The sequence below is a fragment of the Corynebacterium sp. NML140438 genome, from assembly GCF_001875725.1.
In the GTDB taxonomy this organism is placed as follows: domain Bacteria; phylum Actinomycetota; class Actinomycetes; order Mycobacteriales; family Mycobacteriaceae; genus Corynebacterium.
In genome coordinates this window covers 1-26440 of record NZ_MLCQ01000007.1, presented here as the reverse complement: position 1 = coordinate 26440, position 26440 = coordinate 1, and the positions used below count along the sequence as shown (strand labels likewise).

23 protein-coding genes are annotated in these 26440 nt (G+C 62.9%); 13 read left to right on the top strand and 10 right to left on the bottom strand.

Features of this window, described 5'->3' with window-relative positions; all coding sequences use genetic code 11:
* Nucleotides 1-353: 353 nt before the first annotated feature.
* A complete protein-coding gene (locus BJP08_RS01350) occupies nt 354-737 on the bottom strand; it encodes a hypothetical protein (RefSeq protein ID WP_071567909.1) in 384 nt (127 codons plus the stop codon).
* An 11-nt stretch (nt 738-748) separates the two neighbouring features.
* The gene (locus BJP08_RS01345) at nt 749-1489 is read right to left on the bottom strand and encodes a class I SAM-dependent methyltransferase (RefSeq protein WP_071567908.1); all 741 of its coding nucleotides are present in this window, start codon (nt 1487-1489) and stop codon (nt 749-751) included.
* A gap of 4 nt (nt 1490-1493) precedes the next feature.
* Here BJP08_RS01345 and BJP08_RS01340 point away from each other — a divergent pair, with 4 nt between their 5' ends.
* On the top strand, nt 1494-2570 hold the full coding sequence (locus BJP08_RS01340; RefSeq protein ID WP_071567927.1) for a glycosyltransferase family 4 protein: 1077 nt from the start codon (nt 1494-1496) through the stop codon (nt 2568-2570).
* Here the strand turns inward: BJP08_RS01340 and BJP08_RS01335 are convergent.
* The 5 genes from BJP08_RS01335 to BJP08_RS01300 all read right to left on the bottom strand — a co-directional run bounded on the left by BJP08_RS01335 (nt 2567) and on the right by BJP08_RS01300 (nt 7537).
* Complete coding sequence (locus BJP08_RS01335) at nt 2567-3022, bottom strand: DIP1984 family protein (protein WP_071567928.1); 456 nt, start codon at nt 3020-3022, stop codon at nt 2567-2569. The genes BJP08_RS01340 and BJP08_RS01335 overlap by 4 nt on opposite strands.
* 281 nt (nt 3023-3303) lie before the next feature.
* Entirely contained in the window at nt 3304-3951 is a 648-nt protein-coding gene (locus tag BJP08_RS11545) for a DNA methyltransferase (protein ID WP_177221696.1), read from the bottom strand.
* Nucleotides 3952-5036: 1085 nt separating this feature from the next.
* A complete protein-coding gene (locus BJP08_RS01310; protein ID WP_071567905.1) occupies nt 5037-5264 on the bottom strand; it encodes a three-helix bundle dimerization domain-containing protein in 228 nt (75 codons plus the stop codon).
* 94 nt (nt 5265-5358) lie between these two features.
* A complete protein-coding gene (locus tag BJP08_RS01305; RefSeq protein WP_255364718.1) occupies nt 5359-6423 on the bottom strand; it encodes a hypothetical protein in 1065 nt (354 codons plus the stop codon).
* A gap of 319 nt (nt 6424-6742) precedes the next feature.
* Nucleotides 6743-7537, bottom strand: a complete 795-nt coding sequence (locus tag BJP08_RS01300) for a porin PorA family protein (RefSeq protein ID WP_255364717.1) — start codon at nt 7535-7537, stop codon at nt 6743-6745.
* Here BJP08_RS01300 and BJP08_RS01295 point away from each other — a divergent pair, their 5' ends adjacent.
* Genes BJP08_RS01295 through BJP08_RS11160 form a run of 5 tightly spaced genes read left to right on the top strand, consistent with a single transcriptional unit; the run spans nt 7538 to nt 12053 of the window.
* On the top strand, nt 7538-8578 hold the full coding sequence (locus tag BJP08_RS01295; RefSeq protein WP_255364716.1) for an acyltransferase: 1041 nt from the start codon (nt 7538-7540) through the stop codon (nt 8576-8578). It abuts the gene before it with no gap.
* Nucleotides 8575-9759, top strand: a complete 1185-nt coding sequence (locus BJP08_RS01290) for an ABC transporter substrate-binding protein (protein ID WP_071567901.1) — start codon at nt 8575-8577, stop codon at nt 9757-9759. Before BJP08_RS01295 ends, BJP08_RS01290 begins: the two co-directional genes overlap by 4 nt.
* Nucleotides 9760-9766: 7 nt before the next feature.
* Nucleotides 9767-10816 carry an iron ABC transporter permease gene (locus tag BJP08_RS01285; protein ID WP_071567900.1) on the top strand — a complete coding sequence of 350 codons (1050 nt, stop codon included), beginning with the start codon at nt 9767-9769 and terminating at the stop codon, nt 10814-10816.
* A 2-nt stretch (nt 10817-10818) separates the two neighbouring features.
* On the top strand, nt 10819-11544 hold the full coding sequence (locus BJP08_RS01280; protein WP_071567899.1) for an ABC transporter ATP-binding protein: 726 nt from the start codon (nt 10819-10821) through the stop codon (nt 11542-11544).
* Nucleotides 11545-11582: 38 nt separating this feature from the next.
* The gene (locus BJP08_RS11160) at nt 11583-12053 is read left to right on the top strand and encodes a hypothetical protein (RefSeq protein ID WP_083428334.1); all 471 of its coding nucleotides are present in this window, start codon (nt 11583-11585) and stop codon (nt 12051-12053) included.
* 317 nt (nt 12054-12370) lie between these two features.
* Here BJP08_RS11160 and BJP08_RS01270 read toward each other — a convergent pair whose 3' ends face one another.
* From BJP08_RS01270 to BJP08_RS01260, 3 genes are all read right to left on the bottom strand, one after another.
* A complete protein-coding gene (locus tag BJP08_RS01270) occupies nt 12371-12643 on the bottom strand; it encodes a hypothetical protein (protein ID WP_071567898.1) in 273 nt (90 codons plus the stop codon).
* 505 nt (nt 12644-13148) lie between these two features.
* Complete coding sequence (locus BJP08_RS11950; RefSeq protein WP_304441024.1) at nt 13149-16064, bottom strand: alpha-(1->3)-arabinofuranosyltransferase family protein; 2916 nt, start codon at nt 16062-16064, stop codon at nt 13149-13151.
* A gap of 22 nt (nt 16065-16086) precedes the next feature.
* Nucleotides 16087-16263, bottom strand: coding sequence for a DUF2613 family protein (locus BJP08_RS01260; RefSeq protein WP_071565697.1), 177 nt, complete (start codon nt 16261-16263; stop codon nt 16087-16089).
* Here BJP08_RS01260 and BJP08_RS01255 point away from each other — a divergent pair, their 5' ends adjacent.
* The 7 genes from BJP08_RS01255 (at nt 16264) to BJP08_RS01220 (ending at nt 26150) form a co-directional block, all read left to right on the top strand.
* Entirely contained in the window at nt 16264-17451 is a 1188-nt protein-coding gene (locus BJP08_RS01255) for a glycoside hydrolase family 3 N-terminal domain-containing protein (protein ID WP_071567896.1), read from the top strand.
* Nucleotides 17452-17476: 25 nt separating this feature from the next.
* Nucleotides 17477-19123, top strand: a complete 1647-nt coding sequence (locus BJP08_RS01250) for a VanW family protein (RefSeq protein WP_255364715.1) — start codon at nt 17477-17479, stop codon at nt 19121-19123.
* 796 nt (nt 19124-19919) lie between these two features.
* Nucleotides 19920-21707, top strand: coding sequence for an ABC transporter ATP-binding protein (locus BJP08_RS01240; RefSeq protein ID WP_071567895.1), 1788 nt, complete (start codon nt 19920-19922; stop codon nt 21705-21707).
* Complete coding sequence (locus BJP08_RS01235) at nt 21704-23452, top strand: ABC transporter ATP-binding protein (RefSeq protein WP_070975613.1); 1749 nt, start codon at nt 21704-21706, stop codon at nt 23450-23452. Before BJP08_RS01240 ends, BJP08_RS01235 begins: the two co-directional genes overlap by 4 nt.
* Nucleotides 23453-23486: 34 nt before the next feature.
* Entirely contained in the window at nt 23487-24083 is a 597-nt protein-coding gene (locus tag BJP08_RS01230) for an MptD family putative ECF transporter S component (protein WP_070361801.1), read from the top strand.
* The gene (locus BJP08_RS01225; RefSeq protein ID WP_070361802.1) at nt 24076-24762 is read left to right on the top strand and encodes an energy-coupling factor transporter transmembrane protein EcfT; all 687 of its coding nucleotides are present in this window, start codon (nt 24076-24078) and stop codon (nt 24760-24762) included. The genes BJP08_RS01230 and BJP08_RS01225 overlap by 8 nt, the downstream gene beginning before the upstream one ends.
* Nucleotides 24759-26150, top strand: a complete 1392-nt coding sequence (locus tag BJP08_RS01220; protein WP_070975612.1) for an ABC transporter ATP-binding protein — start codon at nt 24759-24761, stop codon at nt 26148-26150. Before BJP08_RS01225 ends, BJP08_RS01220 begins: the two co-directional genes overlap by 4 nt.
* Nucleotides 26151-26440 lie beyond the last annotated feature (290 nt).

Sequence of the window (26440 nt, the reverse complement as noted above, 5' to 3'; positions counted from 1 at the left end):
AAGCCCACAGCGCTTTTCCGACGGGTAGCCACAGCATTCCGCTGGAGCGGTGGTTGCGTGCAGATTCAGGTTTCGGGGGGATTCAGTGGAATCGGTGCGAAGAGCGAACGTAGGCATTACTTCTCCTTACTCTCTGGAGCACAGTGGATTTGCTATGCATCTTAGAAGATAGAGCAACCCACTTACTTGGCAAGCACAAACAGAGAAAGAGTATACAAAAGTGACCACCCCGTCGAGGGGTGGAAGAAAACCAAATAAAAGGCATCAGTGAGGTGATCGCAGATCACGCTAAAGCGGAAGAGAGGCGGGACTGCCGTTTCAAGATGCTCCTTGTGAGCCTTTACCGCTCGACGCTATTGAACAGTGATTGTGACAACCTGTGGCTTCTCAAAGTTGCTGACCTGCGCGTGGCCTTCCAGCCGTGTTCTCCCGGAGGACAGCGCCGCGACACTCGGGCAGGATGCGTCGATGCGTTCCTCCCCCGGCTCGAGCTTCCAGTAGTAGACGGAGTTCTTGTCGGTGTAGTGCACCTTTTCCTGGCGCAGACCACCGAGTGCGCATACGCCCGCTGACTTGCCGTCCTCGGTAACCACCTGGATGACTGACTTTTCGCCGCGCGGTTCCACGACGGGTGCCTTCGCGTTGGTTTCGCCAACCACGACAGCCACCACGATGGAGAGTACCGCCAACACGGCTGCGAAAATGGACGGGGCTTGGAATTGGATCGGGAGTTTCATAGTTGCCGATCCTACCCGCGCAGCACGACGACGAGGTTAGAAACCGCAAACTCGCGAAGCAGGGGCACCCGCGTGAGCCACCAGGCCCAGCGCGGATGGTAGCGCGGAAACGCCGCGAGGAGCTTGCCGGTCGATTCCGCCCACGCCACACCCTCCTTGGCGGAGACGGCGAAGAGGGACTCGCCCCATTTGTTCTTCGGCTCGTGCCCGTGAGCAGCCACGTAACGACGCCTGGCGAACTCGCCGCCCACGTAGTGCTCCCACAGGCCGGTCTCGTGTCCGCCGAAGGGGCCCAGCCACACCGTGTAACTCAGCACCACCAGGCCGCCGGGCTTGACCACCCACAGCATCTCCTCGGCCATCGTCTGCCAATCCGGGATGTGCTCGGCAACGTTGGAGGAGTACACCACGTCGAAGGAGTCCGTGGCGAAGGGGAGGGCGGTGCCGTCGCCGCGGACGGAGCCGTAGCCGGAAATGCCGGCGGCGGACAGCTCGGAGACGCTCGGCTCCACGCCCACGTAGAACGTGTCCGCGAAGGCCTTGGCGAAATAGCCCGGCCCACCACCCACGTCTAACACCGACTTGCCCCGCAGGGGGGTGGAGGTGAGGTCGGCGGAGAGGGCGTCGAGAAGCTGGTAGGTGTCGCGGGCCAACCCCTCGTAAAAGATGCGGGGGCGGAACTGCTCATAGCGAAACGAGCGCAACAAGCGCAACGAACGTGCCAACGTGGCCAGGCGGCGGGTACGGTACATGACAATGAAGATACTGCTGATGTGTTGGCGCGACTCCACCCACCCACAAGGTGGTGGCTCCGAGGCGTACCTGGAACGCGTCGGCGAAGCGCTCGCGGCCGCCGGCCACCAGGTGATCTACCGCACCGCGAAACACACCGACGCCCCGCGCGTTACCCGCAGAAACGGCATCCGCTTCGAGCGCGCCGGCGGCAAATACAGCGTCTACCTGCTCGCGCCGTTCGCCGCGTGGCGGCACCGTCCCGACGTCATCGTGGACACCCAAAACGGCATCCCCTTCTTCGCACGCCTCTACTCGCGGGCCACGACCGTGCTGCTCACCCACCACTGCCACAAGGAACAGTGGCCGGTGGCTGGGCCGATCATCGGGCGGTTCGGGTGGTGGCTGGAATCCAAGGTGGCGCCGCGGGTGTACCGGGGGGCGCCGTACGTGACGGTCTCGCAGGCATCGAAACGCGATTTGGAGGCGCTCGGGGTGGGCCCGGCGGCGATCCGCATCATCGAAAACGGAGTGGACCCAGTGCCCGACGAACTGCCCACCCTCGCCGACGACGGCCACCCCCACGTGGTCACCCTGTCCCGGCTCGTGCCACACAAGCAGATCGAGCACGCCATCGACGCCGTCGCTGCCCTCGACAACGTGGTGCTCGACGTGATCGGCTCCGGCTGGTGGGAAGACCAACTCCGCGACTACGCCGGCGACCTTGCAGGCGAGCGCGTCATCTTCCACGGCCACGTCGCCGACGACCACAAACACGCCCTGCTCGCCCGCGCGCAACTCCACCTCATGCCCAGCGCCAAAGAAGGCTGGGGCATCGCCGTCATCGAAGCCGCCCAACACGCCGTCCCCACCATCGGCTACATGACGGCAGGCGGCCTCGCCGACTCAGTGCAGCACGGGGAAACCGGCCTGCTCGTGGAAACGCGCGCCGAGTTCGTCACCGAAGTCGCCCACCTTCTTGACGACGCCCCCCTCCGCCACACCCTCGGCACCCAGGCGCAACAGCGCGCCGGGACCTACTCGTGGGCGGAAACTGGGCGCAAGTTCACCCAGTTCATTGACTCTCTCACCCGCCCTTAGAGCAGCTCCGTCGCCCAGTTCAGCTGCTGAATCTTCGTATCCAGCTCCCGGTACTCCTTCGCCGCCTTATCCGCCATCGAGTGCAACTGGCCCACATCCACCGTGGACACATACCGCACCTCGGAGGCCGAATACCGATCCGCGCGTGCCGACGCCGCATCCGCCACCGCGCTATAAAACCTCCGGGCGCGCAAAAACGCATCCCGGCGTGCAATCGCATCCGTCAACGTCGCGTCCCCCTCAAACGGCGTCGACGCATTCGTGTGGTTAATCCGGCGGACCAGCGTCTCAATGCTCTGCAGCACCGACGCCGACTCCTGCAGCAACGCCTCCGAATCCTCCACCGGGGTATCCCCCTCCTGGATCCGCGCATTCCGCGTCAAACGACGCTCCAACTCATTCAGCCGATCCTGTGCCTGCGCCCGCTTCGCCAGCGCTTCTGCCAACAACATCGCATCCTCCTTCAAAAATAGGCGGCCACCCCCAGCACCGTGGTAGTTCCCAATTCTCATGTGCACTGTGCCCGTGTACCTTGTGCAGGCTTAGGGATCAATCACAGGGACCCGGAAAGCCACCGGGTTACAGGTTTGGGTGGTTTCCAATTGCGCCCGAGGAAACCGGTCGGGCTGGTGCTCGCTGAGTGGCCTGTGCACCACGATAGCAGGTTGGGGGCGTTGGGGTTGGTGCCGGTTTCGGGTCTGGTTTTGTTCTGGTTTCGTTCCGGTCGAGGTGTTCAAGGAGTGTGACGCTGGTCGCCCAAAATCGGTCGGGCCAGGTGAAAATGCGCGACCTGCAAGGGGATAGTGTCGGGCCAAAGGGGCCTATTGCGATTCCAGACGAAAATATCCGGCGCGTCGGCCAGGTATGTGTTGAGGCGGCTCGGGTGGAGATCCATCGGGTTTGAGTCTGGCGTCTCGTAGTGGAATAAGCGCGGGGTGACCTTTTGCTTTGAAAAGCTCACGATGACGCAGAAGACATGAGCTTGGTCACTTGCTTCGTTCGCCCAACGGAAGGTGTCGTGCGCGAAGTCAATGTGGAAGCCCAATTGGGTGATTGGGTACCAAATGTTTGCTACCTGTTCGCCTTGGACAACCGAGTTGGTCGATACGAATGCCGTGCGTACGGTGTGGTCGCCCATGTACTCTGCGGCCTTGATGAACCAACCCGCTACGTAGTCGATGTTGCCGACATTCTTCGTTCCCTTTGGAAAGACTGAAGTGCCCCAGGTTTTGTTCCGTCTGAGCAGATGGGAAAATCTGGGGCACTTCAATTGACTTCCTTCACCCCGTTCACTAGGTGTGAGGAAGTTGAAGGTTGGTGACCGAAGCAATCTTAGATCGCCGAAATTCGGCCTGCGCGATAGCTCGGTAGAAGTTATCATTATTAGCACCACTGCCAATATCTACGGAGGATCTGGAGCACCACATCGTGAAAGAAAAGCTCACAACAGCCCTAGAACCAATCGTCGGTACGTCCTACTCGCTGATGATCGCAGACGTTATTGCTTGGCTGGCCCTATAAAAACATGGACAATATCGAGCATCGCATTTCCCAATTAGAACTTAACCAAGGACGGATCGCAATCCTACTCAGCTCAGCCCCCGAAGAGCATAAAGCGTGGGATAAAGCGTGCCTATGCCATGACCTCACCTTCGAACAAGAATACAGGACTCGACAAGAAATCCTAGATTTCCTCAACTCAGAAGCGACTGATAGTAACGAACTACTATCAAAAGTAAGCCACATCGTAGGACATCCCGCAGTAGCTCGCGACCTCGTAAGCGCATTTAAACAACGTGGCACGGCAGCTCAACGATGGAAAGAAATAGACTCGGAAAACCTACTCTGACCATTCAGCTCACTGACTGAATGTTTTCACAGAAAGAGCATCAAGTGTTGAACTAGTACTCAACGTTTGATGCTTTTGTCTTTCTGTTTTCCCATATGAGGGCGCTCCACTGGTGAGTGCATCGCTGGAGGGCCTGAAACGTGGTATTACGAACCTGATCAGCCCTTCTATTTGGCAGATTCAACAGCAGAATCATGTATTAGGATGGAGATTTCCATTTTGCAGGGTGGAAAGTACGGAATCCGCTTTTACCCTATCCATTGGCCTCAACAAGATGGTGGTGAAGTGCCCCGGTTTTTGTTCCTAGGCATGTGCCTTGTTTTCCATTATCCCGTGGTCCTGGGAACTTTCTTTGTGGTCAGTCGTCGCGACCTGGGGAAACACTACGTCGGTCGACCGGAGCAGCTGCAAAACGCAAAATGGTTCCCGAGCTTGGGAACTATTTCAGCGGGCACGAGCGAGCGAACGAGCTGGCCTGGGGGAAACGCGTCCGGAGGGCCGCCGGGGCCCCCGAAAACGTGAAAAAGTTCCCGGACGCAGGGCGCGGGAACTTTTTGCAGATGGAAGGGAGGGGGATGGGGGCAGGCAGAGCGCGTTGAGTATGAGTGAACCGGAGTTTAGGCGGCTGCGAGGAGGCTGCCTGCGCGCAGGCGGTTGAGCATCTCGGCTTCGACGAGGACGGGGATGAAGTCTTCGACGGTTGCGGTGCTGCAGTGCTCGGCGAGGACGGTGTCGAAGGCGTTGTTGATTTCGGCTTCGCTGAATTGTGGGGTCCACGCCTCGATGAGGTCGTGGCGGATGTTGCGAAGTACGCGCTTCTGGATGGTGTTGAATTGAATCTGCATGATAACGCTCCTTGTTAAACTCTTGTTTACCTGGCGTTCACTTTAGCCCAGCCGTGCAAATACTGCAAGCGTTCCAATAATGGGCGCGCCCCAACTATCTAATACGCCTGGTCAATACCGCAATCAGGGGCGAGACGCACCACAAACCGAACAGTCCGAGGCCAAGCGGCGGCAGCCCGACGGGCGCAGCACCCGTGTTTACCGAGCGGCCATCTGGGTACACCACCACGCCGACGCCCATCGAGGCGGCAAGCCCCACATCCGCGTTAAGGGCGGACCAGCGCGGGGACGGCGGGTCGACTTCCACGTCGCCAACGCGCAGCGCGCCTGATTCGACAACGTTCATGATTTTGGGGGCGGGGTCGACGATGATGGCGCCGTCGGCGCGGCGGGTGAGGGTGGGGCGGTCGACGAAGAAGACGTCGTGGCCCTGGTCGTCGACGTTTGGGATCGGGAGGGAGGACGCCGGAACTGGGGTGAGGGCGGAGAGGGCGAAGGGGGCGTCGAGAAGCTGGAGGAGGGCAAAACTGCCCGCGAGCTGCGCGCGAAGCCCCGGTAGGTTGCCGGCGGCGGTGACGTAGGCGGGGATGGCGAGGATGAGGAGTTTGTGGGCGTCGCGAAGGAGGCCGCCGCCGGGAACGTGCTGGATGACGGGGGTGAGTAGGCCCGCCCACGACGCGAGCGCCAGCGCGAACCCGAGACCCGCAAGCGCGAGGAGGCGGCGCGGGACGCGGCGCCACGCCAGGCACAGCACGACGAAGAGCAGCACGCCGAAGACGGCGAAGCCGGAGGCGCGGGAGGCGGGTACGGCGTGGGCGTTCCAGATCCCGCCCAGGCCGAGCAGTGCACCGAGGGTGCCGACGCCCGCCTCCGCACGCGGGGCGAACATGGCGGCGGCCTGCGCCGAGGATGTGCCCTGTCCGCCGCCAAAAGCGGCAACTGCACCGGCGACAACCCAGGGCACGCAGGTCAGGGCGCTGAACAGCCAGCGCCTGGAGTGGAGGGCGGCCGCGATGGCGCCGGTGGGGGTCAGCGAACACACCCACTGGGCAGCGATGCTGCCACGCGCGCCAAGCGCCACCAGCGGCAGCAGCCAGGCGGCCACCGCCACCGACCACTGCCCCTGCAACAGGCGCTCGACGACGAACGGGTTCCACACCGCGACCGTGATCGCCGCGAACCGGCCCCAGCCGTTACGCCCGATCCGCCAGCCCGCCCAAGCGGCAGCGGCGGCGGCGCCGACCACGAGCGCGCGCACCGCCGCGACCGGGAAGGGGAGGACGGCGAGCAGTGCGTCCTGGGGGACGTTGCGGGCCGGCAGGTCCCCGAAGCCGAGGGCTGCGCGGGTCAGCGCCATGTCCGGCAGGACGAGCATGTCCCGGTAGGCGAGCGCCTCGCCCGGCGCGAGGAACGGCCAGGTCACGCCGAGGACCAGGGCTGCCGCGTAGGCGAACAGCAGCCAGGAGAGCAGACGCCCCTTAGCCACGGCGGCGCCGCACCAGCAGGACGAAGGCGTAGAAAAGCGCGAGCGCGCTGACCAGTCGGGTTACAAACGCCATGACCTGGAGGGACTTGAGGATGTGGACGTCGTGAAGTGCGGCGGAGGCCGCGGTGGCCTTGTTCTCTTCGCTGAGTGTGTAGAGGCCCTTGAGGGGGCCGCGCGTGATGGTCCACGACTCGTCGAGGAGGCGGCCGGTGCGGCGCTCGACGTCGATGGTGCGCTCGGCGTGGTATTCGGGCACGTCGATGGTGGCGGTGTACTTGTAAGTTTCCAGGTCGGCGACCCAGCCGGCGCCGAGGTAGTCGAGGGGGACGACGAGGTCCGCAAGCGGGTCGTAGAAGGGGTAGGAGCGGCGCTCCGGGTTGTACGGCAGGACGTAGCCGAGGCCCTGGCGCCCGCTGGTGGGGTAGGCGGAGGCCGGGTTGACCTCGAAGGAGTCCTCGGCGATGACGGTGCCCTCGTTGCGGACGGTGGCGGACATGGTCAGCGCCTTCTTCTTCGGGTGCTCCTCCGAGGGACCCTCCGTGATGAGGAGGGTGCGGGTGAGGGCGGAGGGGCCGTCGAAAAGGAGGGTGCTTTCGGTGGGGGCGAGCACCCGCTGGTGGTTGATGATGAGCGGGGACAGGAAGTTCAGCGCCACGCACACCGCGATGATGGCGGCGCAGATGCCCAGGCGCCGTTTGCTTACAATGTCCACATCAGAAACATTAACGTACTCCCGGAACTGGCGGGCCTGCGCGGTATCGCGGCGCTCGGCATTGTGGTGACGCACGTGGCGTTCCAGACGGCCACCGATTCGCCGCTGCTGGTGCGCTTCGACTACTTCGTGGCCGTCTTCTTCGCGCTGTCGGCGTTTTTGCTGGCGCGCGGCGAGCCCCGCCCGGCGCGCGAGTACTACTGGCGTCGCGTCGCCCGCATTGTGCCTGCGTACGTGGTGTCCGTGGCGATCATCGTGGTGACGTTGCCGCCGCTCGCGGGGGTGCGCGCCGGCCCGCTTCTGGCCAATCTGATGCTCACGCAGCTCTACGTTCCCGGCGGGCTTATCGACGGCCTCACCCAGCACTGGTCGCTCTGCGTCGAGGTGGCGTTCTACCTGGTCCTGCCCGCCTACCTAGCGTGCGGGCGCCGGGGCCGCGCCGTGGTGCTGGCGGTGGCGGTGGCGACCGCCCTGGTCTGGCCGCACCTGATCCCCGCCCCCGAGCAGACGCCGGGGGAGCTGAACTTGCAGATCTGGCCGATCTCCTTTGCGCCGTGGTTCGCGGTGGGTCTGCTGTGCGCGGAGGTAGAGCGCGCCGGGCGCACGTGGCGGGTGCGGGTGCCGGCGCTGCGGTGGGTGTTTCCGGCGTTGTCGTTGCCGGTCGCGTGGGCGGGCGGGGTGCTGGGGCCTGCGGGTTTGGAGCACCCGAGTGCTGCTGAGTTCAACGTCCGCGTGCTGCTCGGCGCGCTGTTCGCGGTGCTGTGGATCGTGCCGTTCGCGCTCGCGCCGCGGCTGCACGGCACCGCGCTGTGCACCCGCCCGGCGCAGCTGTTGGGCCGCTGGTCCTACTCGCTGTTTTTGTGGCACATGGCGGTGCTCTACGCGGTGTTCCCAATCTTGGGGGTATCGCTTTTCGACGCCCACTTCGTCCCCGTCCTCACCCTGACGGTGGCGTTGAGCCTGGTGGTGACCTATTTGTCCTACACGTGGGTGGAGGTGCCGGGCGCGCGGGTGGTGCACCAACTACGCGCCAAGCTTGTTAGGCAAGCCTTGCCTGATATATTGTTGATTCGCTCTATTGGAATGAATGTTACTACGGCAAGGAAACCACTGTGAACATCCTGCGTAAAGCAATGACCGGCGCCGTCGCCCTCTGCGCGGCCGCCTCACTCGCCGCGTGCTCGGGCAACAGCACCGACACCACCCCATCGGCCGAGCCGACCCAGGCGGACAAGGCACTGACCGTCACCGACGTCACCGGCCGCGAAGTCACCTTCGACCACGCCCCGGAGCGCATCGTGCTCGGTGAGGGCCGTGGCGTCTTCGCCACCGCGCTGCTCGGCGGGGACCCCTTCGAGCACGTCGTGGCCTACGGCAACGACCTGACCAAGGCCGCCCCGGCGTTCAAGGACAAGGTTTTCGAAATCAGCGAGGGCGCCATGAAGGCGCAGGAGATCGGCAACATCGGCAAGGGCGACGTCTCCCTGGAGACGCTCATGGCGCAGGACCCGGACGTCGTCGTGATGACGCTCGACCAGAAGAAAGTCGCCGAGGAATCCGGCCTCCTGGAAAAGATGGACCAGACTGGCATGAAGTACGTCTTCACCGACTTCCGCCAGTCCCCACTCGAGCACACCGTCAGCTCCGTGCAGCTGCTCGGCGACCTGCTGGGTAAGTCGGAGCGCGCCAAGGAGTACGGCGAGTTCTACGAATCGAAGGTCGAAGAGATCAAGGGTCGGGTCGAAGAGGCCGTCGCAAAGGACGGAAAGAAAGACGGCCTGATCTGGTCCGCCGCGGGCTTCGTTGACTGCTGCAGCACCCCCGGCAAGGCGAACCTCGGCCAACTGCTCACCGCCGCGGGCGGCAACAACCTGGGCGAACAGCTCATCACCGCGGACTCCAAGCAGTTCAGCGCTGAGAAGATGATCGAGCTGCAGCCCGAAAACCTCATCGTCACCGGCGGCGAGTGGGCACGCAAGCCCGACCAGCCGGACACCTTCAGCCACGTCGAGCTCGGCTACCAGTCCAGCCCGCAGCGCGCCGCCGAAACCCTGAACAACCCGCTGGGCACCCCGGGCCTCGACCTGCTGCAGGCACCGAAGCAGGGCAAGTACTTCGCCGTCTACCACCAGTTCTACGACAACCCATACAACGTCTTTGCGCTTGAGGCGTTCGCGAAGTGGCTGCACCCAGAAGCCTTCGCTGACATGGACCCGGCAAAGGACTTCGAACAGTTCCATGCCGACTGGCTGCCATTCGACTACTCCGGCGCGTTCTTCGCCCAGGCACAGCAGTAGGGGAACCATGAACCAGCAAGATCAGGCGATCCGCGCCTACCACCAGAGAGGACGACGCAAACTCATCGCGATCAGCGCGCTGCTGCTCGTCGCGTTCGTCAGCTTCGTCGTTGCCACGGTGGTCGGCCCGATCAACCTCAGCGCCTCCCAGCTTCTCGACGCCCTCCTCCACCCCAACACCGCACCCGAGCAAGCCTCCGTGGTGCTGTGGGACCTGCGCCTGCCGGCCTCGGTGATGGCGCTGCTCATCGGCGCGTCCCTGGGACTTGCGGGCGGGATGATGCAAACCATCCTGGACAACCCGCTCGCGGAGCCGTTCACGCTGGGCATCTCGGCGGCGGCCGCGTTCGGCGCCGCGATGTCGATCGTGCTGGGCATTAACCTGATCGCGCACCCCCAGTTCAACCTGGCGCTCGCCGCTGCGCTGGCCGCCCTGGTGGCGGTGGCCGTCGTCGCCGCCGCTGCCGTGTGGCGCGGGGCCGCCGCCGAAACGATGATCCTGCTGGGCATCGCCCTGTCCTTCTTCTTCCAGGCGTTGCTGTCGCTTATGCAGTACGGCGCAACGCTTGAGGCGCTGCAACAGATCGTCTTCTGGACGCTCGGCTCCATGCAGCGCGCCACCTGGCTCGCCGACGGTATCATCGGCGTCCTCCTCGCCGCCGCGGTCCCGTTCGTGGTGTTCAACGCCTGGCGGCTCACCGCCCTCCGACTTGGCGACGCCCGCGCCGCCTCCCTCGGCATCAAAGTCTCCCGCCTGCGCGTCACCACCCTGATCGTGGCATCCCTGCTGGCAGCAGCTTCGGTGGCCTTCGCCGGCGTCATCGGCTTCATCGGACTGGTGGGCCCCCACATCGCCCGCATGTTGGTCGGGGAGGACCAGAAGTTCTACCTGCCCGCCTCCGCCGCGGCCGGCGCCCTGCTGCTCACCGCAGCGCACGCCGTCTCCATCACCGTCAAACCAGGCCTGGTGATCCCGATCGGCATCATCACCGCCATCGTCGGTGTCCCATTCTTCGTCTTCCTCATCTTCTCCCGCTACCGCAAGGCAGGCCGTTAACCATGATCGTCGCCACAGACCTCAACGTTGCCTACGGACGCACCCCTATCCTCCACGACATGACCTTCCGCCTGGGCACCCCCGGCGCCGTCACCGGCCTGCTCGGCCCCAACGCCGCCGGCAAGTCCACCCTGGTCAAAACCATCGCCGGCCTCAAAGCCCCCACGTCCGGCACCGTCACCACCTCCTGTGGGCCCCACGACGTCGGCTACGTCCCCCAAGACCTGCTGACCAGCGCGTCGCTGACCGCGTTCGAATCCATCGTCGTCGCCGCAAAAGCCGGCGGCGCCGTCACCAACCCACTCGAAGCCACCGCCGCGATGATGGACCGCCTCGGCATCCTCCACATCTCCGACCGGATGGTCTGCCACATGTCAGGTGGCCAGCGCCAACTCGTCGGCGTCGCCCAGATGCTGGTACGCGAGCCCCAACTCCTCCTTCTCGACGAGCCCACCTCCGCCCTCGACCTCCACCACCAAGTAAGCCTGCTCACCATCATCCGCAACATCGTCGCCGACACCGAACGCCAAGCCGTCGTCGCAATCCACGACCTCAACCTCGCCGCCCGCTACTGCGACGAACTCCTCGTCATGAAAGCCGGGCGCGTGGTCACGCACGGCGAACCCCTCGAGGTGCTCACCCCCGAACTCCTCCAAGAGGTCTATGGCATCGAAGCCCGCGTCCTCTACGACCCGGTCTCCGGTGCGCCCGTCATTTGCCCTGCGTAGACGCCCAAACAAGCTATGATGCGTGTTAAGGAGCGAAAATGTCTGGAGTACTTTCTAAACTTGGTATCAACGCAGGGCTGAACGCACAAAATGTACATTTGGTCGGCGCTATCTTAGCGGTGTTGGCGGTGGTGGGCAGTGCGGTAGGAATAGTCTCAGCCACCCCTGTCGGCGACGAACTCAGCAGCGCAATGGGGATCGTCCACAAAACCCGCCAACAACCCTCCGACCGGGAGGCGCGCAACGATCTCAAAAATGAGCGTCAAGTCAAATGGTCGGGCTATCAAGTAATCAGCCCCACACAAATACGCGTGTTCTTCCCCGCCGGAACCGAAACTTGCTACGGATACCGCGCAGAGACATCGGAAACCGCAACCACAGTAAAAGTGAGAGTGTACGAAGGGAATATTCCAGGTTCGCCCAATGAGTGCATCCTGATCGGTTCCACCTCCTCCATGAAGGTGACGTTGCAGTCGCCACTTGGGGCTCGCTTGCTCCAGAACTGGTAGATCACACGCCTGGTGTGTGAGAGTTTTCCGGCGTTTCTATTGACCCGTGCCCTCATGGGCACGGGTCAAATTACGTGTGGAGCTCAATAAATTTCGGATTCACCTCGCGTACCCCACGCCGTCGTCTGACCTGTGTGGTCGGGCGGTTTTTGTTCCGGTCGAGGTGTTAAAAGCGTGCGATGCTGGTCGCCGGAAATCAGCCGGGCTGGTTGAAAGTGCGCGACCTGCATCGCTCGCTTCTAAGCGCACGCTTTGAGCATCGTTGGGGCTTGATGGACTGAAAACGCGGTAAAGCTATCGCCTGCAACTCGAAGAATTCAGGCTGATTCACCCTTCTGCCAAGCAACGATTGCTTCAGAAAAAGAGAGATCTGGATTCTTCTCCCGATAGCTCTTTAACTCTGCTGCCGAAGGGGTTGGCAGATCAGAATCAATAACATCATCGAATGCTGAGCGCCGATTATGCGACCCCAACCCCCACACGCCAATCGCCGCGACTACCGTCGCAAGCAGAAACTGGCCGGAAAGAAGCCCCAGTACCGCCGCGAATAGAGCCAAATATGATCCAATGATCGTCAGTTTCTCAGACATAACGACGCCTTTCGCAATATCTCGGTCGTGCTATCTACTCAAAGCACTGGTCTTTGATTCCTGCAATTCCAGTCAGCTCTGCTGCGAGCACCGGCTGCGATCATTCTAGTGATTGCTGCCGCACATCGCAGAGCGCTTGTAGATGGAGTGGCGTGCTGTCACCCGATTTTGTTCCGGTCGAGGTGTTAAAAGCGTGCGATGCTGGTCGCCGGAAATCGGTCGGGCCGGACGAGAATGCGCGACCTGCATTGCACGCTTCTAAGCGCACGCTTTAAACGGTTTTGGGGTGCGATGATCGGCCGGGTGCGCACCAAATTCCTGCATGAGGTTTGCGCGACCTGGGGTTTTGCAAACCCGCTCGCCGGAAACCTGGAATCTGGTGCGAAGAGGCGGTGGTCTTGGGAACTTTCTGTCGTAGACAGCGGTCGCGACCTGGGGAAACGCCATGTCGGTCGACCGGAACCGGCCGAAGCCCCAAAATGGTTCCCGGGCGGGGCAGCCAAACCTAGTCCGGCCAGGCGAGGCAGGCCACCGCGACGCACCCGGCCACGAGCATGAGGGCGGCGTCGCCGGCGTACCCGGCGGAAGGCCAGGGCGCGCGTGCCAGCCACAATCCCATGGCGGTGATGGCGCCGGCGGCAATGTATTGGCTGGCCAGGAGGGTAAAGCGGCGGACTGCCCAGACACCGATGGCGCTGACGATTCCGATTGGCGGGTTGATGCACAGCGCGGCTGCCAGCGGCAACGCCGCCACCATCCCGTCGGGGACGGGGCGGGCCGGAGTGCCAACAACAGGGCGGCGCCACGCGAACCACCCCAACACCAGCACGGTGACCAGGCTGAGCGCCGCCCCGCCGAACAGGCTGAGGCGGTAGGGGCGCTCGCCGGCGAAGGAGAACGTGAGGGTGCCACCGTGGCGGGCGGGGATGCGGAAGGCGAGCTGGCCGACGTCGATGCGTTGGGCGGTGAGGGGTTCGCCGTCGAGGCTGGCTTGGAGCCCTGGGTTGAACGCGCGGGTGGTGATGAGCAGGCGGTCCTGGTCGGCGGGCACAACTGCGCCACCGGTCACCGGCTCCCAAGAAATAGCAGGCGCAGGCCCGCGCCGCAGCGTGATCGTTTCGGCGTCGGTGACCAGTTCGTGGCGCCCGGCGGGGAGGAAGACGGTGTTGGTGGCGGAGGAGCCGTCGATAAGGGCGGGGGAGGAGAGTTGCCATTCGGCGTCTTCGGCGGTGGTGAAGGCGCGCTGCAGCGTGGTGGTTTCGGGCATGAGGCGTTGGAAGAAGTAGGTGTCGGCAGTGCCGGGGACGTCGACGATGCGGTGGATGCCGGCGTCGATTTCGGTGATGCCGACGGGCTCGGTGAGCGTGAGGGTGGTTTCGCCGCGTACGCTGATGGTGCGGGGTTGGTCGGCGACGAGGCTGAGCGTGCGCTCGCCGGATGAGTCGGTGACCTGCACTTTTGTGTTGGCGGTGGCGGTGATGGTGGCGGTGTCGGCGGTGGGGGCGAAGCGCAGCCACGGGTTTGGGTCTTGGGCGGCGGGCCACCAGGCGGTGTCGTCGAGGCCGTCGAAGGCGGCGGTGAGGGAGCGGGAGGCGCGGGCGCCGCCGAAGGCGGTGGCGTCGGCGGCGGAGGAGGAAGCGGAGGCGGCGCCCTCCATGGCAACGCCCACCGGTGTGCCCGCAGACGGGTAGTCCGGCACCCGGTTGCGCACGTCTTTGCCCTCCGAAGCGGTGGCCAGGTGCGCGGACTGCGCGCGCTGCACGGCGCCGTAGTTGCGCACCGCCAGCGCCGGCGTATCCGTCACGATGTCCGCATCACCGCTGGTCAGGGTTGCGGGAAAGTAGCCGAACTCGCGCCACAGGAGGGGCAGCGTCTCGCCGCCGGCGTCGACGCGCACGGGGGTGGCGTTGGTCAGCATCATGTCGCGCGTGGGCTCCAGCACATAGATATCGACGTCCCCGAAACGCACGGTCGGCTCGCCAAGATCGGGCACGCTTGTCGACGCCACCGCCTCCTCCAAATCGTGCCGGACCACGACGACGCCCACCCCGATGGCGCGCAGCGCCTCCGAGTCCACGGCGCGGACCTGGCCGTCGAGGCCGCGGATCGCCTCCGGGTCGACGAGGGGGATGGCGTCGCGCACTGCGAAGCGCGCCTGACTGAGCGCCTGGATGGGTTCGTCGCGCGTCCAGCCCCAGGTCTGGCGGGCGAAAGGCGCGGCGGGGACGACGAGCGTGCGGGTGCCGGTGGCGTGTTCGTCGAGCCAGCGGGCCGCCGCGACCCAGTCCGCGGACGGTTCCTGCCACGTGCCCTGTGGCAGCAGGCGTAGCGACCACGCCGGGGATACCGCCACCGCCACCAGCGTGACGGCGCCGATCAGCTGCGGGGTGCGCGCCCGGGACACCACCCACCCGGCCCCCAGCACCAGCGGGAGGCGGACCAACGGGTCGAACTTGTGCAGGTTGCGGAAGGCGGCGAGGGGGGCGTCGAAAAGTGAAGGGTGGGCATGCGCGAAACACAGCATGCCGACGCCCACCGCGAAGACCGCGACGAGCGGGCCGCGGGCGGGCATGTCGCGCCGGGCCAGCCCCGCGATGCCGAGCGCCGCCACACCCGCCGTGAGCAGCACGAATACTGGTTCGGTGACCAGGAGGTGCCCGGCGGCGCGCTCGGCGTCGACGAACGGGGTCCAGCTGGTGGTGCCGCGCAGGACCTCGATCGGGTTGAGCCAGGCAGTGGTCACTGAGGCGGACTCAATAAAGTCGGTGAACGGTGGGGAATAGCGGCCGAGGACCACGAGCGGGCCGAGCCACCACGCGTTGACCAGCACCGCGCCCACCGGCCACAGCGCGGCGGCGCGCCACTGGCGCTGCGCGCACAGCACGAGCAGAGCGGGCAGGCAGGCGGCGATGGTAGCCGTCGCGTTGACCGCGCCCATGCACGCCACCGGCAGCAGTGCAACGGCGAGTTTCGGGCGGCGCTCAGCGCCCAACAGCGGCAGCAGCGTCCACGGCACCAACGCCACCGACCAGGCCTCCGAAGAGATGGCGGTCAGCGTGGTCAGGATGCGCGGGCTGAACGCGTAGAGCGCCCCGGCCACCGCCGGGCCCGCCACCCCGCGCATGCCCAGCCGCCTGGCCAGCGCGTACGTCCCGGAGAACGCCAGCCCGACCAGCAGTGTCCACCAGCAGCGCTGCAACACCCACGCGGGCAGTGGCAGCAGGAAGAACACGCCTTGGGGGAAGAGGTATCCGTACGCCTGGTTCTGCAGCTGCCCGAGGGTGAAGCGGTCCGTGTAGGCGTGCAGCGCCTGCGCGAGGAACCCGGCAGGGTTGGTAGTGAGGTCGAACTTGGTGTCCGCGGCGATCTGCCCCGGCGCCTGCGCCCACACAATCAGCGCGATGATGACCCACGCGACCAAGTGGGGAGTGCAGCTGCGGAGTTTAGCGCGCGCCATATTCCGGGCCGCCAAGCACGGCCTCGTCTGCCGGGACGGCGTTAGACACCGGCACGGAATTCTGCCCGGAGAACGCCGCTACCCCAATCACGCCCACCACGCCGAGCACAACACCGACGACGGCGCTAGCCACAACGGAAGGCAAGGTAGTACGGTTTGACATGTGCAAAAGCGTACCAGACGTGTATGGGGGCTCGCCGCGGTGACGGCGGGGCTCGTCGTCGTGCTTGCCGGGTGCGCGCCCGAGCCGGCCCCACACAAGGTGGCGACGCCCGCTCCGCTCCACGAACACATCCCACTCCTGCCCACCGACACGGTGCCGATCACCGAGGTCGTCCCCAAAACGCCAGCCCAGCAGCGCGTCCCGGAGGACCTCCGCGCGCGCGTGGCATCCCTCATGGTCGTCGGGGTGAAGAACTACGACCAGGCCCGCGCGGCCCTCGACCAAGGCGTCGGCGGCCTCATCATCCCCAGCTGGGCAGACCCCAAGCTTCTGCGCGAGCCCGGCCGCGACATCAATGCGCTGCGCGAGCAGTACCCGCGCGGGTTTACCGTCGCCATCGACTTCGAGGGCGGCCGCGTCCAGCGCCACACCGACATCCTGGGCGACTTCCCCGCGCCGGGCCGCCTGGCCAGCGGGACGCCCGCGGTGATCCAGGGCACCGGCTACGACATCGGCCGCTCGCTTCGCGCCCACGGCATCAACGTGGACTACGCCCCCGTCGTCGACATCGACGCCGCCGACCTGCCCATCATCGGGGACCGCGCCTTCCACCGCGACCCCGCCGAAGTCACCCGCATCGCCGCACTCTTCTCCCAAGGCCTGCTCGACGCCGGCGTCACCCCCACCTTCAAACACTTCCCAGGACACGGCCGCGCCTCCGGCGACACCCACAAGAAGCTCGCCACCACGCCACCCATCGGGGACCTGCACGCCTTCGACCTGGTCCCCTACGGCGAGCTGCTGCAGCGCTTCCCGCGCGCCAGCGTCATGGTCGGCCACATGATCGTGCCCGGCCTCGGCGCCGAGGGCGTGCCCAGCAGCCTCAACCCGGAGGCCTACCGCATCCTGCGCGAAGGCGACTACCCCGGCGGCGTCCCCTTCGAAGGCGTCGCCGTCACCGACGACCTCTCCGGCATGCGCGGCATCCTCGAATACGCCCCCACACCCGACGCGGTCCGCCTCGCCATCAGCGCAGGTGCCGACCAAGCCCTCTGGTCCTCCGGCCACGACATCGCAGGCATCATCGATGGTGTCGTAGCGGGCGTCGAAAAGGGAGAAATCCCCGAATCCCGCATCAACGAGGCCGCGACCCGCGTCCAACAACAACTCATTGACGTTGGGTTATAGCCCACACTCGATTACCCTGGGGCGGGTGAATAGGGCAACAAAGATCTTCATCGGCTTCTCCGTGGGCGTGCTCGCGGTGCTGCTGGCCATCTACCTCGCCGACCTGGCGCTCAACCGCGGCCACGTGCCGCGCGGCACCACCGTCGGCGGCGTCGCCATCGGCGGGCTCACCCCGCAGGAAGCAGAAGCCGAGCTCAAAGCCCAACTTGGCGACGCCCCCTCACGCCCCATCACCGTCACCTCCGGGCCAGAGCGCGCCGAAGTGGTGCCGCAGCGCGCCGGGCTCGGCATCGACTACGTGGCGACCATTGAGGCGGCCGGGCTGCAGTCCGCAAGCCCGATTGAGCGCCTCAGCGGCCTGATCCGAGAGCACGAAGTGGCCGTCGTTCCCAGCGTCGACGACGCGAAACTCGCCCCCGAAATCACCCGCCTACAGAAAGAACTGCACCGCGACCCCGTCGACGCCGCCATCACCCTCGAGGGTGGCACCGCCCGCCAGCGCACCCCCGAAGACGGCCAAGACGTGCCCGCCGACGCGCTGCGCACCGAGCTGACCACCCACTGGCTCAACCCCGACGGCGTCACCGTTGAGCCGCAACCAATAGCGCCGCGCATCGGCGCTTCCGCTCTGAAGGAAGCGATGGACGGCCCGGTCCACCGCGCCCTCTCCGGGCCACTCACCGTCAACGGCCGCGAAGACGTCACAGCCGTGATCCCGAAGGAACGCATCGGCGAAATCCTCCACTTCGACGAGGCGCTGAAACCCGTCGTCGACCACAAGGCGGCCGGCGCCATCCTCGGCGAGCAGCTTGCCGAGTCCGAGGTAGAGGCCAAGAACGCCCGCGTCTTGACCAGCGGCGGCATCGAGCCCTCCGTCGACGGCATCAGCGTCGACTGGGACGCCACCTTCAAAGGTTTCGACGACCGCCTCCTCCACGACGCCGACCGCACCTGGGACGCCACCTACAAAGACGTCCCCGCCGCCTTCACCACCGCCGACGCCGAACAAGCCACCTTCAACGACACCGTCGGCACCTTCACCACCGGCGGCTTTTCCGGCGCCTCCGGCGAGAACATCCGCATCGTTGCCAACACCGTCAACGGCGCCATCGTCAACCCTGGCGAAACGTTCTCCCTCAACGGCTACACCGGCCCCCGCGGCACCGCCCAGGGCTACGTGGAATCCGGCATCATCATCAACGGCCGCGGCGGCACCGCCGTCGGCGGCGGCATCTCCCAGTTCGCCACCACCCTCTACAACGCCGCCTACTTCGCCGGCATGACCGACGTCGCCTCCACCCCGCACTCCTACTACATCTCCCGCTACCCAGCCGGACGCGAAGCCACCGTCTACGAAGGCGCCATCGACCTCGCCTTCCGCAACGACAGCAACCACCCCGTCAAAATCGTCACCAACTACGGCGGCGGCAACATCACCGTCAGCCTCCTCGGCGTCAAGACCGTCAAGGTGCAGTCCATCAACGGTGGACGCTGGGCCTACACCCAGCCACAACCCCGCACCGTCACCGGCCCCGACTGCGCCCCATCCGGCGGCGCCCCCGGCTTCACCACCTCCGACACCCGCGTCATCACCGACCTCGCCGGCAACGAACTCAGCCGCGAAACCACCACCACGGTCTACGACCCGCAGCCCATCGTCCGCTGCGGGTAGGGTCTCTGTTCTTGGCTTCTTCCCTTTCGCTTCAGTGACAAAAGACGCACCTCTTGACGTCTAGCCCTTTTACGGCCTGCGGTTATGGCGACCAAATTTTTCCGGGTTGCGTCTTTTGTCACTCGCGTCTCCGCCCACCTCAAAAACGGCAAACGTAAACACCCCTGCAAAAGGGGTGTTAGTGGAGGCTTAGACGTCGAAAATGATAAAAGCCGCATGAGCCACTAAACCCCTGTTGAGCTGGGATTTAGCTGTTTTTGAGACTGCTCGCTACTTCGCTGGAGGTTCGGCGATCCGGCAGTCATCGCTGTAACGCCCACTGGGGGTGGCGTCCGTTTGAAGCCAAGGGGATCTGCGGGTGGGCTTGCGTTAGCGGTTATCTGGTTAGGGGGTGTCATCGCTTTCAGCTAGTGGTTGGAGGGCACGGAGTGTTTCAATACCGGCTTGATTGAGCGTTTCGAGAATTAACTCTGTGAGTGTTTCGTACTCTTGAGCAGTAGATGGACTTGCTTCAAGTTCGTGTTGGACAGTCCTGAAGTGCTTGATCGGTGCGAACCCATTTCGCGGGCGCAGCAAACTTCCAGCCCAAGAGCCTTCGTTCTTACAGATGTAGAGTGGAGCGCACTCATTGACCACGCCATCGTAGACGAGGATACGATCCGGTTGGTATTCCGCACCGGTGAACAGGTAAGCATGGCCTTGAAAGGGTGATGCTCGTATCGGTTGATGTGCACGGTTAGGTACACCTCCCAGAAAGCTAGTAAGGTTAGACTTACCTAATAAGGATGGTGTTTACGTGAACGATAGTGTAACGGATCAGGTTGTTGACGGTGAGTATGGGTCCGCGAAGGAAAAATCTGTCGCTGGCCAGAACGCGATCCGTCAGCTATCGCAGCCGGTGAAAGGCAAACTGTTTATCGCGCAGGTTTTGGCTTTTCTCTCAGGCGTGTTGGCTATTGCCCCGTATGCGGCTCTGGTGGAGCTTGGCAGAGAACTTATGCAAGACCAGGTGGACCCGGCGCGGGTGAACTGGATCGTCATGCTCCTCGTCAGCGCATACATGGCCCGGTTGACCTTATATTTTGTTGCATTGGGCGTGACGCATTTTATTGACCTGTCGTTGCGTAATCAGATGCGTCGGCAAATTGCCGCCCGAATGTCGACTGCTCCGCTGTCGTGGTTTACCCGCGAGGGTGAGGGGAAGATCCGCAAGACCATTCAGGATGATACGGCCACGGTGCATACAGTGATCGCGCACGGGCCGATTGAGAAACTGAACGCGATCGTATCCCCGCTCGCCTTGTTGGTGTATGCGTTTGTGGTGGATTGGCGGCTCGCTCTGCTGTCGATTGCGACGATTCCGATTTATGTGGGCATGTATGGCATGTCGATGCGTGGGATGAATGAGAAGACCGCACAAATGGACACCAAGCTCGCTCAGGTTTCGGCAACGATGGCCGAGTTCGTTGCCGGTATCTCAGTGGTGAAAGCATTCGGCAAGGTCGGCCAAGCACATAAAGCCTATTTAGATGCGGCTAACGAGTTTTCTAAGTTCTACCGGGCGTGGTGTATGCCGCTGGTGTCGATGTCGGTCGCCTCATTTTCGTGGGTGTCGATCCCGGTGTTGTTGATCGTGAACCTTGGCGGTGGCGCGTTGATGATGAACGCCGGTTGGGTGAGCATCTACGAGGTGATAACGACGACGTTGATCGCGTTGGTGCTGCCGGGAGCGTTGATGGCAGTCGCAACCATCGCCTGGTCGTACCAGCTCGCAGGGTCTGCCGCAGTGAGGCTGGTGAACGTCATGGAGCTACCAGCGTTGAGTCAGCCCGATGCGCCACAGACACCACACGGTCATGATATCGAGATTCGGGGTGTGTCGTATGCCTATGACGACACCCAGGCATTAGACGAGGTGAGCCTGAGCATTCCGGCAGGCACGGTGACCGCGCTGGTTGGCCCGTCGGGTGCGGGGAAGTCGACGTTGGCGAGTTTAATTGCCCGCTTCGATGACCCGGACGCTGGCACGATCACTATCGGCGGGGTTGATCTAAAGAGCATTTCCCAGGATTTGTTGTATTCGACGGTCGCGTTCGTCTTGCAAGATGCACAGCTTATTCGCGACACCATCCACAACAACATTGCCCTGGGCGCGCCAGACGCAACCTTGGATCAGGTGCGACAGGCGGCGAGAGCCGCGCAGATCGACGAGTTCATCATGAGCCTGCCAGATGGTTACGACACCGTGTTGGGGGAGGACACCCACGTTTCGGGCGGGCAGGCAGCCCGTATCGCGATCGCCCGGGCGCTCATGGTTGATGCCCCAGTGTTGGTGCTGGACGAGGCGACGGCGATGGCGGACCCGGAATCGGAATCGAAAATTCAACAAGCTCTCTCGACTCTTGCCAAAGGCAGAACCGTGATTGTGATCGCCCACCGGTTGGCGTCGATCAGGGGCGCGGATCAGATTGTCGTCATGGAACGCGGGCGCATTGCTGTGGTCGGTAAACACGACGAGCTGTTGGGTAATGCGCACTATCAGGCACTTCTTGCCCAAGGTGCATGTGAGGAGATGACACGATGAATCAACTATTGCTGCCACGCTTTAAGCGTTTGATGGAACCCGCCTCGTGGCGTGACCTCTCGGTCGGTCAAGCGTGGGGTGCGGTCTCAGGACTGTGTCACGGCTTTGCCCTGCTGATTCTGCTTCCCGCAGCAAGTGCCCTAGCGACCGGAATGCCGGTGTGGGGGTTATCGTTTTGGGGCTGGCTCATCGCCTTGGCGGTGATCTCGGTAGCGGGTGTAGGCACCGAGTTTTATGGCATGCGCACCGGCTATATTGGCGCGCTCGGGTTCATTCACGACGTCCACCACGCAATAGGTAACAAAGTAGCCCGCCTACCGTTGGGAGTGTTCGATTCGGGTAGCTCTGGCCGACTGTCGCGCATGGTCACCCAGGAAATGATGAACTTGGGCGAGTCGGCGGCGCACTTCATTTTCTCCCTCGTCCAAAAACTCTCAGCCGTGCTGGTGATCACTGTGGGAACCTGGTTCTGGGATTGGCGGCTGGGACTGACCTTGACGATCGCGTTCCCGATCATGCTCGCCTTCCTCCATATCTCCCGCGTGCTTCTTGATAAAGGTAAGCAGGTTTCCGAACCAGCTGAGTCAGAATTGGCGGCTCGCATGGTCGAATTCGCCACCTGCCAAGGCGCGCTGCGCTCCTGCCATGTCGCCGACGACTACCCGGCCCTTGATCGGGCATTCAAACAGGCTGACCGCAAAAGCCGCAAAGCATTGTGGATCGAAACATTAGCGAACCTGATTAATGGAATGTTCGTCCAAGCCCTTGTCGTGATAATGATCTGGCTGACCGCCCAACTCGCCCTCGGCGGGCAAATGAATGCGCTGAACGCCGTGGTCACAATCGGCATGTGCCTGCGGTTCACCACCATGCTCCAAGACATCGGTGGCTGCATGACCGGGCTGGAAGAACGCCGCCAGCAGATGAACCACGTCGACAAGGTCATGGATGCCCCCGAACTGTCCGAACCCGATGCCTCTACACCAGTGAGGGCACCTGGTGATGTTCGTTTCGAGGACGTCACCTTCAGCTACGATCCGGACACCCCGGTGCTGCACGATATGTCCTTCCATGTCCCGCAAGGCGGCATGTGTGCCCTGGTTGGTCCATCTGGGTGCGGGAAGACGACGATCGCCCGGATGGTTGCACGTTTCTGGGATGTGCAGTCCGGCAGCGTGCGCGTTGGCGGAGTGGACGTGCGCGAGCAGACCACCGAAGATTTGATGCGCCAGATATCTCTGGTCTTCCAAGACGTCTACTTATTCAACGACACTCTCGAAGCCAACATTCGCCTTGGCAATCCCGAAGCTACTGATGAAGAAATCAGGTGGGCCGCTGAGCTGTCGGGCGTGACGGAAATTGTCAACCGCCTCCCAGACGGCTGGAATTCATTGGCGGGTGCTGGCGGGCGTGCACTGTCAGGTGGGGAACGCCAACGAGTGTCCATCGCTCGCGCCTTGGTGAAGAAAGCCCCGATCGTGCTGTTCGATGAGGCCACCAGCGCGTTGGACGCGGAAAATGAAGCCAACATTGTTGCGGCGATGAACGAGCTGCGTAAGCACTCCACACTAATTGTCATCGCCCACAAACTTGAAACCATTCGCCAAGCTGACCAAATCATTGTGCTCTCCCACGATGGGCGTATCGCCCAGCGCGGGTGCCACGACGAGCTGGTCAACCAGCCGGGTCAATACCGCGATTTCTGGCAAGAACGCATCAACGCAGCTGGATGGCAACTCGTCTAAACACAGCACGTATAAGCACATGAAAGGAAAAACTATGTCTACGCCTACATCCTCGCGCCTCAACACGCGCGACTTCATCAACATTGGCGTCTTCACCGCCTTGATGTTCGTCATCGTGTTTGCATTCGGAATGCTCGGGTTCATCCCCGCCGCCATGTATGCCGGCTTCTTGCTTTCTATTCTCGTTAACGGCATCGTCTTTGCGCTGTTCACAGCACGCACTCCGAAGATGGGGGCATTGACAATCATGCTGATTATCATCGAAATCCTCTTCTTCGTGACCGGCCACTGGGTAGGGGGAATCGCGGTGGCCGCTGTATTCGGCCTGCTCGCCGACCTAGTCATTACCAAGGGGCCGAAGAGCGTGAAGGTTCGCGTTCCGCTGGCATACGCACTGTTTATTCTGCCGATCTATGTTTCCCCGTGGATGCCGCTATTTATGGACCAAGACGCATATATGTCGCAGATCGCCGAACAAATGGGCGCCGAGTATGCCGCGAAGATGGCGCAGGTTGTCACGATTCCGATTCTGTTGGGCTTCTTCGTTGTGATGCTCATCGTGGGCTGGCTTGCTGGTCTGTTGGGAACCAGGGTGGCGCGTAAGCACTTTGAACGGGCCGGTCTTGTCTAAACTTCCCGACCCGCGCACGATTATCGTAGCGCTCGTCATCGTCTCCACCACGATCTACAGTGCCTACTCGCCGTGGTTCGTGTGTGCTCTGGGCGGATTCGCCGCCGTGATGCTGGCGAGCGCTGCGATCAACCCCAACACGCTCGTGCGCCCGAGCTGGGTGGCCGTCTACCTGGCCACGTTTGCGGTCCTCGGCGGGCTCGTCTTCGTGATACCACTGGTGTGGAAGTCAACGGTCAGCGCGTTCCTCATGCTGTTTTTGCAGTGGATGTGGCGATTCAGTGTCAGCGCAGGCATGGGCGCATACGCGATCGGTGTAATCCGACCCGCCACCTTGCAAAAAGCACTCGTCAGCTCACGGATCCCGACCTGTTTCACGATCCCAATCTCGGTTGCCTTACGGGTGCTGCCCGTGATCGGCCACGAGGTTAAAGCGATCTCAGATGCGATGAAACTACGCGGCATGTCTGCGTTTTCCCTGCGCGCGGCCCAGTACTTCACAATCCCGCTGCTATCGACCGTGGTACGCAGCGGGGACGAACTGGCATCTGCTGCCCTCGTGCGAGGACTGGGCGGAACCGCAAAGCCCACCTCAGTCACGGTCGTGAAATTCCGTGTGATCGACGCAGTCATTCTGCTCGTCGTTATCGGCTTCGCGATATGGAGAATCGTCCTATGACAATAACCCAAGCCACCGGCGTCACCTTCACCTATCGAGGAGCAGACCACCCCTCAATCACTGACGCAACCATCACCATCACACCTGGAACCGTCACCTTGCTGTGTGGCGCATCGGGATCGGGGAAAACCACCGCGCTACGGCTGTTTAACGGGCTCATCCCGCACTTTCACGACGGCGACCTTACCGGAAGCGTCACAGTCGACGACATTGACGTGGCACGAGTAGATCTATCAGAGCTTGCCCACCACTGTTCGACAGTGTTTCAAAACCCACGCACCCAGTTCTACACCACTCACGTGCGCCAAGAACTCGCCTTCGGCCCAGAAAATCTCGGCCGCGCCCCGCAGGAGATCTGTGCCCGCATTGACGAGGTTGCAGCCGAGTTAGGTATCGCCGACCTGTTGGAATCCCGCGTCACACAGCTGTCGGGCGGGCAGATGCAACGCGTGGCCTGCGCCGTCGCCATGTGCAACAACACGTCGCTGATCGTCTTTGACGAGCCGACCGCGAACCTATCAGCTGATCTTATCGGCCAACTCGCCACACTCATCGCCAGGCTCAAAGCTGATGGACACACGATCATCATTGCTGAACACCGGCTAAGTTTTCTTTCCGGGATCGCTGACCGTGTCTACTGCTTCGACAAAGGCAAGATCGCCCTCACCGCAACCGGCGAAGAGTTCTACGCTACCTCGGATGAGGAGCGCAAACAGCTTGGACTGCGATCCCTAGTGACTGTGTCTATGCCACAACTTCCGGAACCGGCAGGGGAGGGGCTCACGATCGACAACCTCACCTTCGCCTACCGGCAGGGGAAAACGGTTCTCAACGTCGACCATGCGCTCTTTCCGGCAGGGAAAATCACAGCGCTCCTCGGCCCGTGCGGTTCAGGGAAATCAACCCTGGCACGCATTGTTTGCGGACTAGAAAAAGCCAAACACGCATCCATCACACTCAATGGACAAAAATTCCCCAGCCGTGACGCCTACCTTGTGATGCAAGACCCTACCCGACAGTTGTTCTCAGATACCGTCATCGACGAAGTCACGCTCGGCACGACCAAAGCCGAAAAGCAACACATCGATGCCCACGCGATCCTTGAAGAACTCGACCTTGCCGACCACGAGGCTGACCATCCCCAAGCACTCTCTGGCGGGCAGCGCCAACGCCTGGTTATTGCTACAGCGCTTGCTGCGAACAAGAAAGTTTACATCTTCGACGAACCCACGTCCGGTGTTGGCTACAAGCACCTTGTCGCGATTTCCCGAGTAATGCGTAAACTCGCTGACACTGGTGCCGTCGTCATTGTCATCACCCACGACGCTGAACTCGTTACCGAGGTCGCCGACCATAGCGTCCGCCTTGACCAGATCAACGCCTGCTAACGCAAACGCTCGCTCAGCCGAAAGAGAGGAAAGCGCTTCCGCAGGTCAGAGCTAATGCGCTATACACTCGCTAACGCAAGCGATTTTCTTGACCCCCTTGGGGCGTACGCGCTAACGCAAACGCCTACTTATCATTTTCGACGTCATAGTGGAGCCGGCGACGGTGTCCGAAGTCACGACATAGTTGACACGGCGTGCCTGCGAGAACCTTCCTGATGGTTGACACCTCAGCCGCGACATAGTTGACACTTAGCCCGAGGAAACAACCTGGGGTGGTGGTTGACACCTCA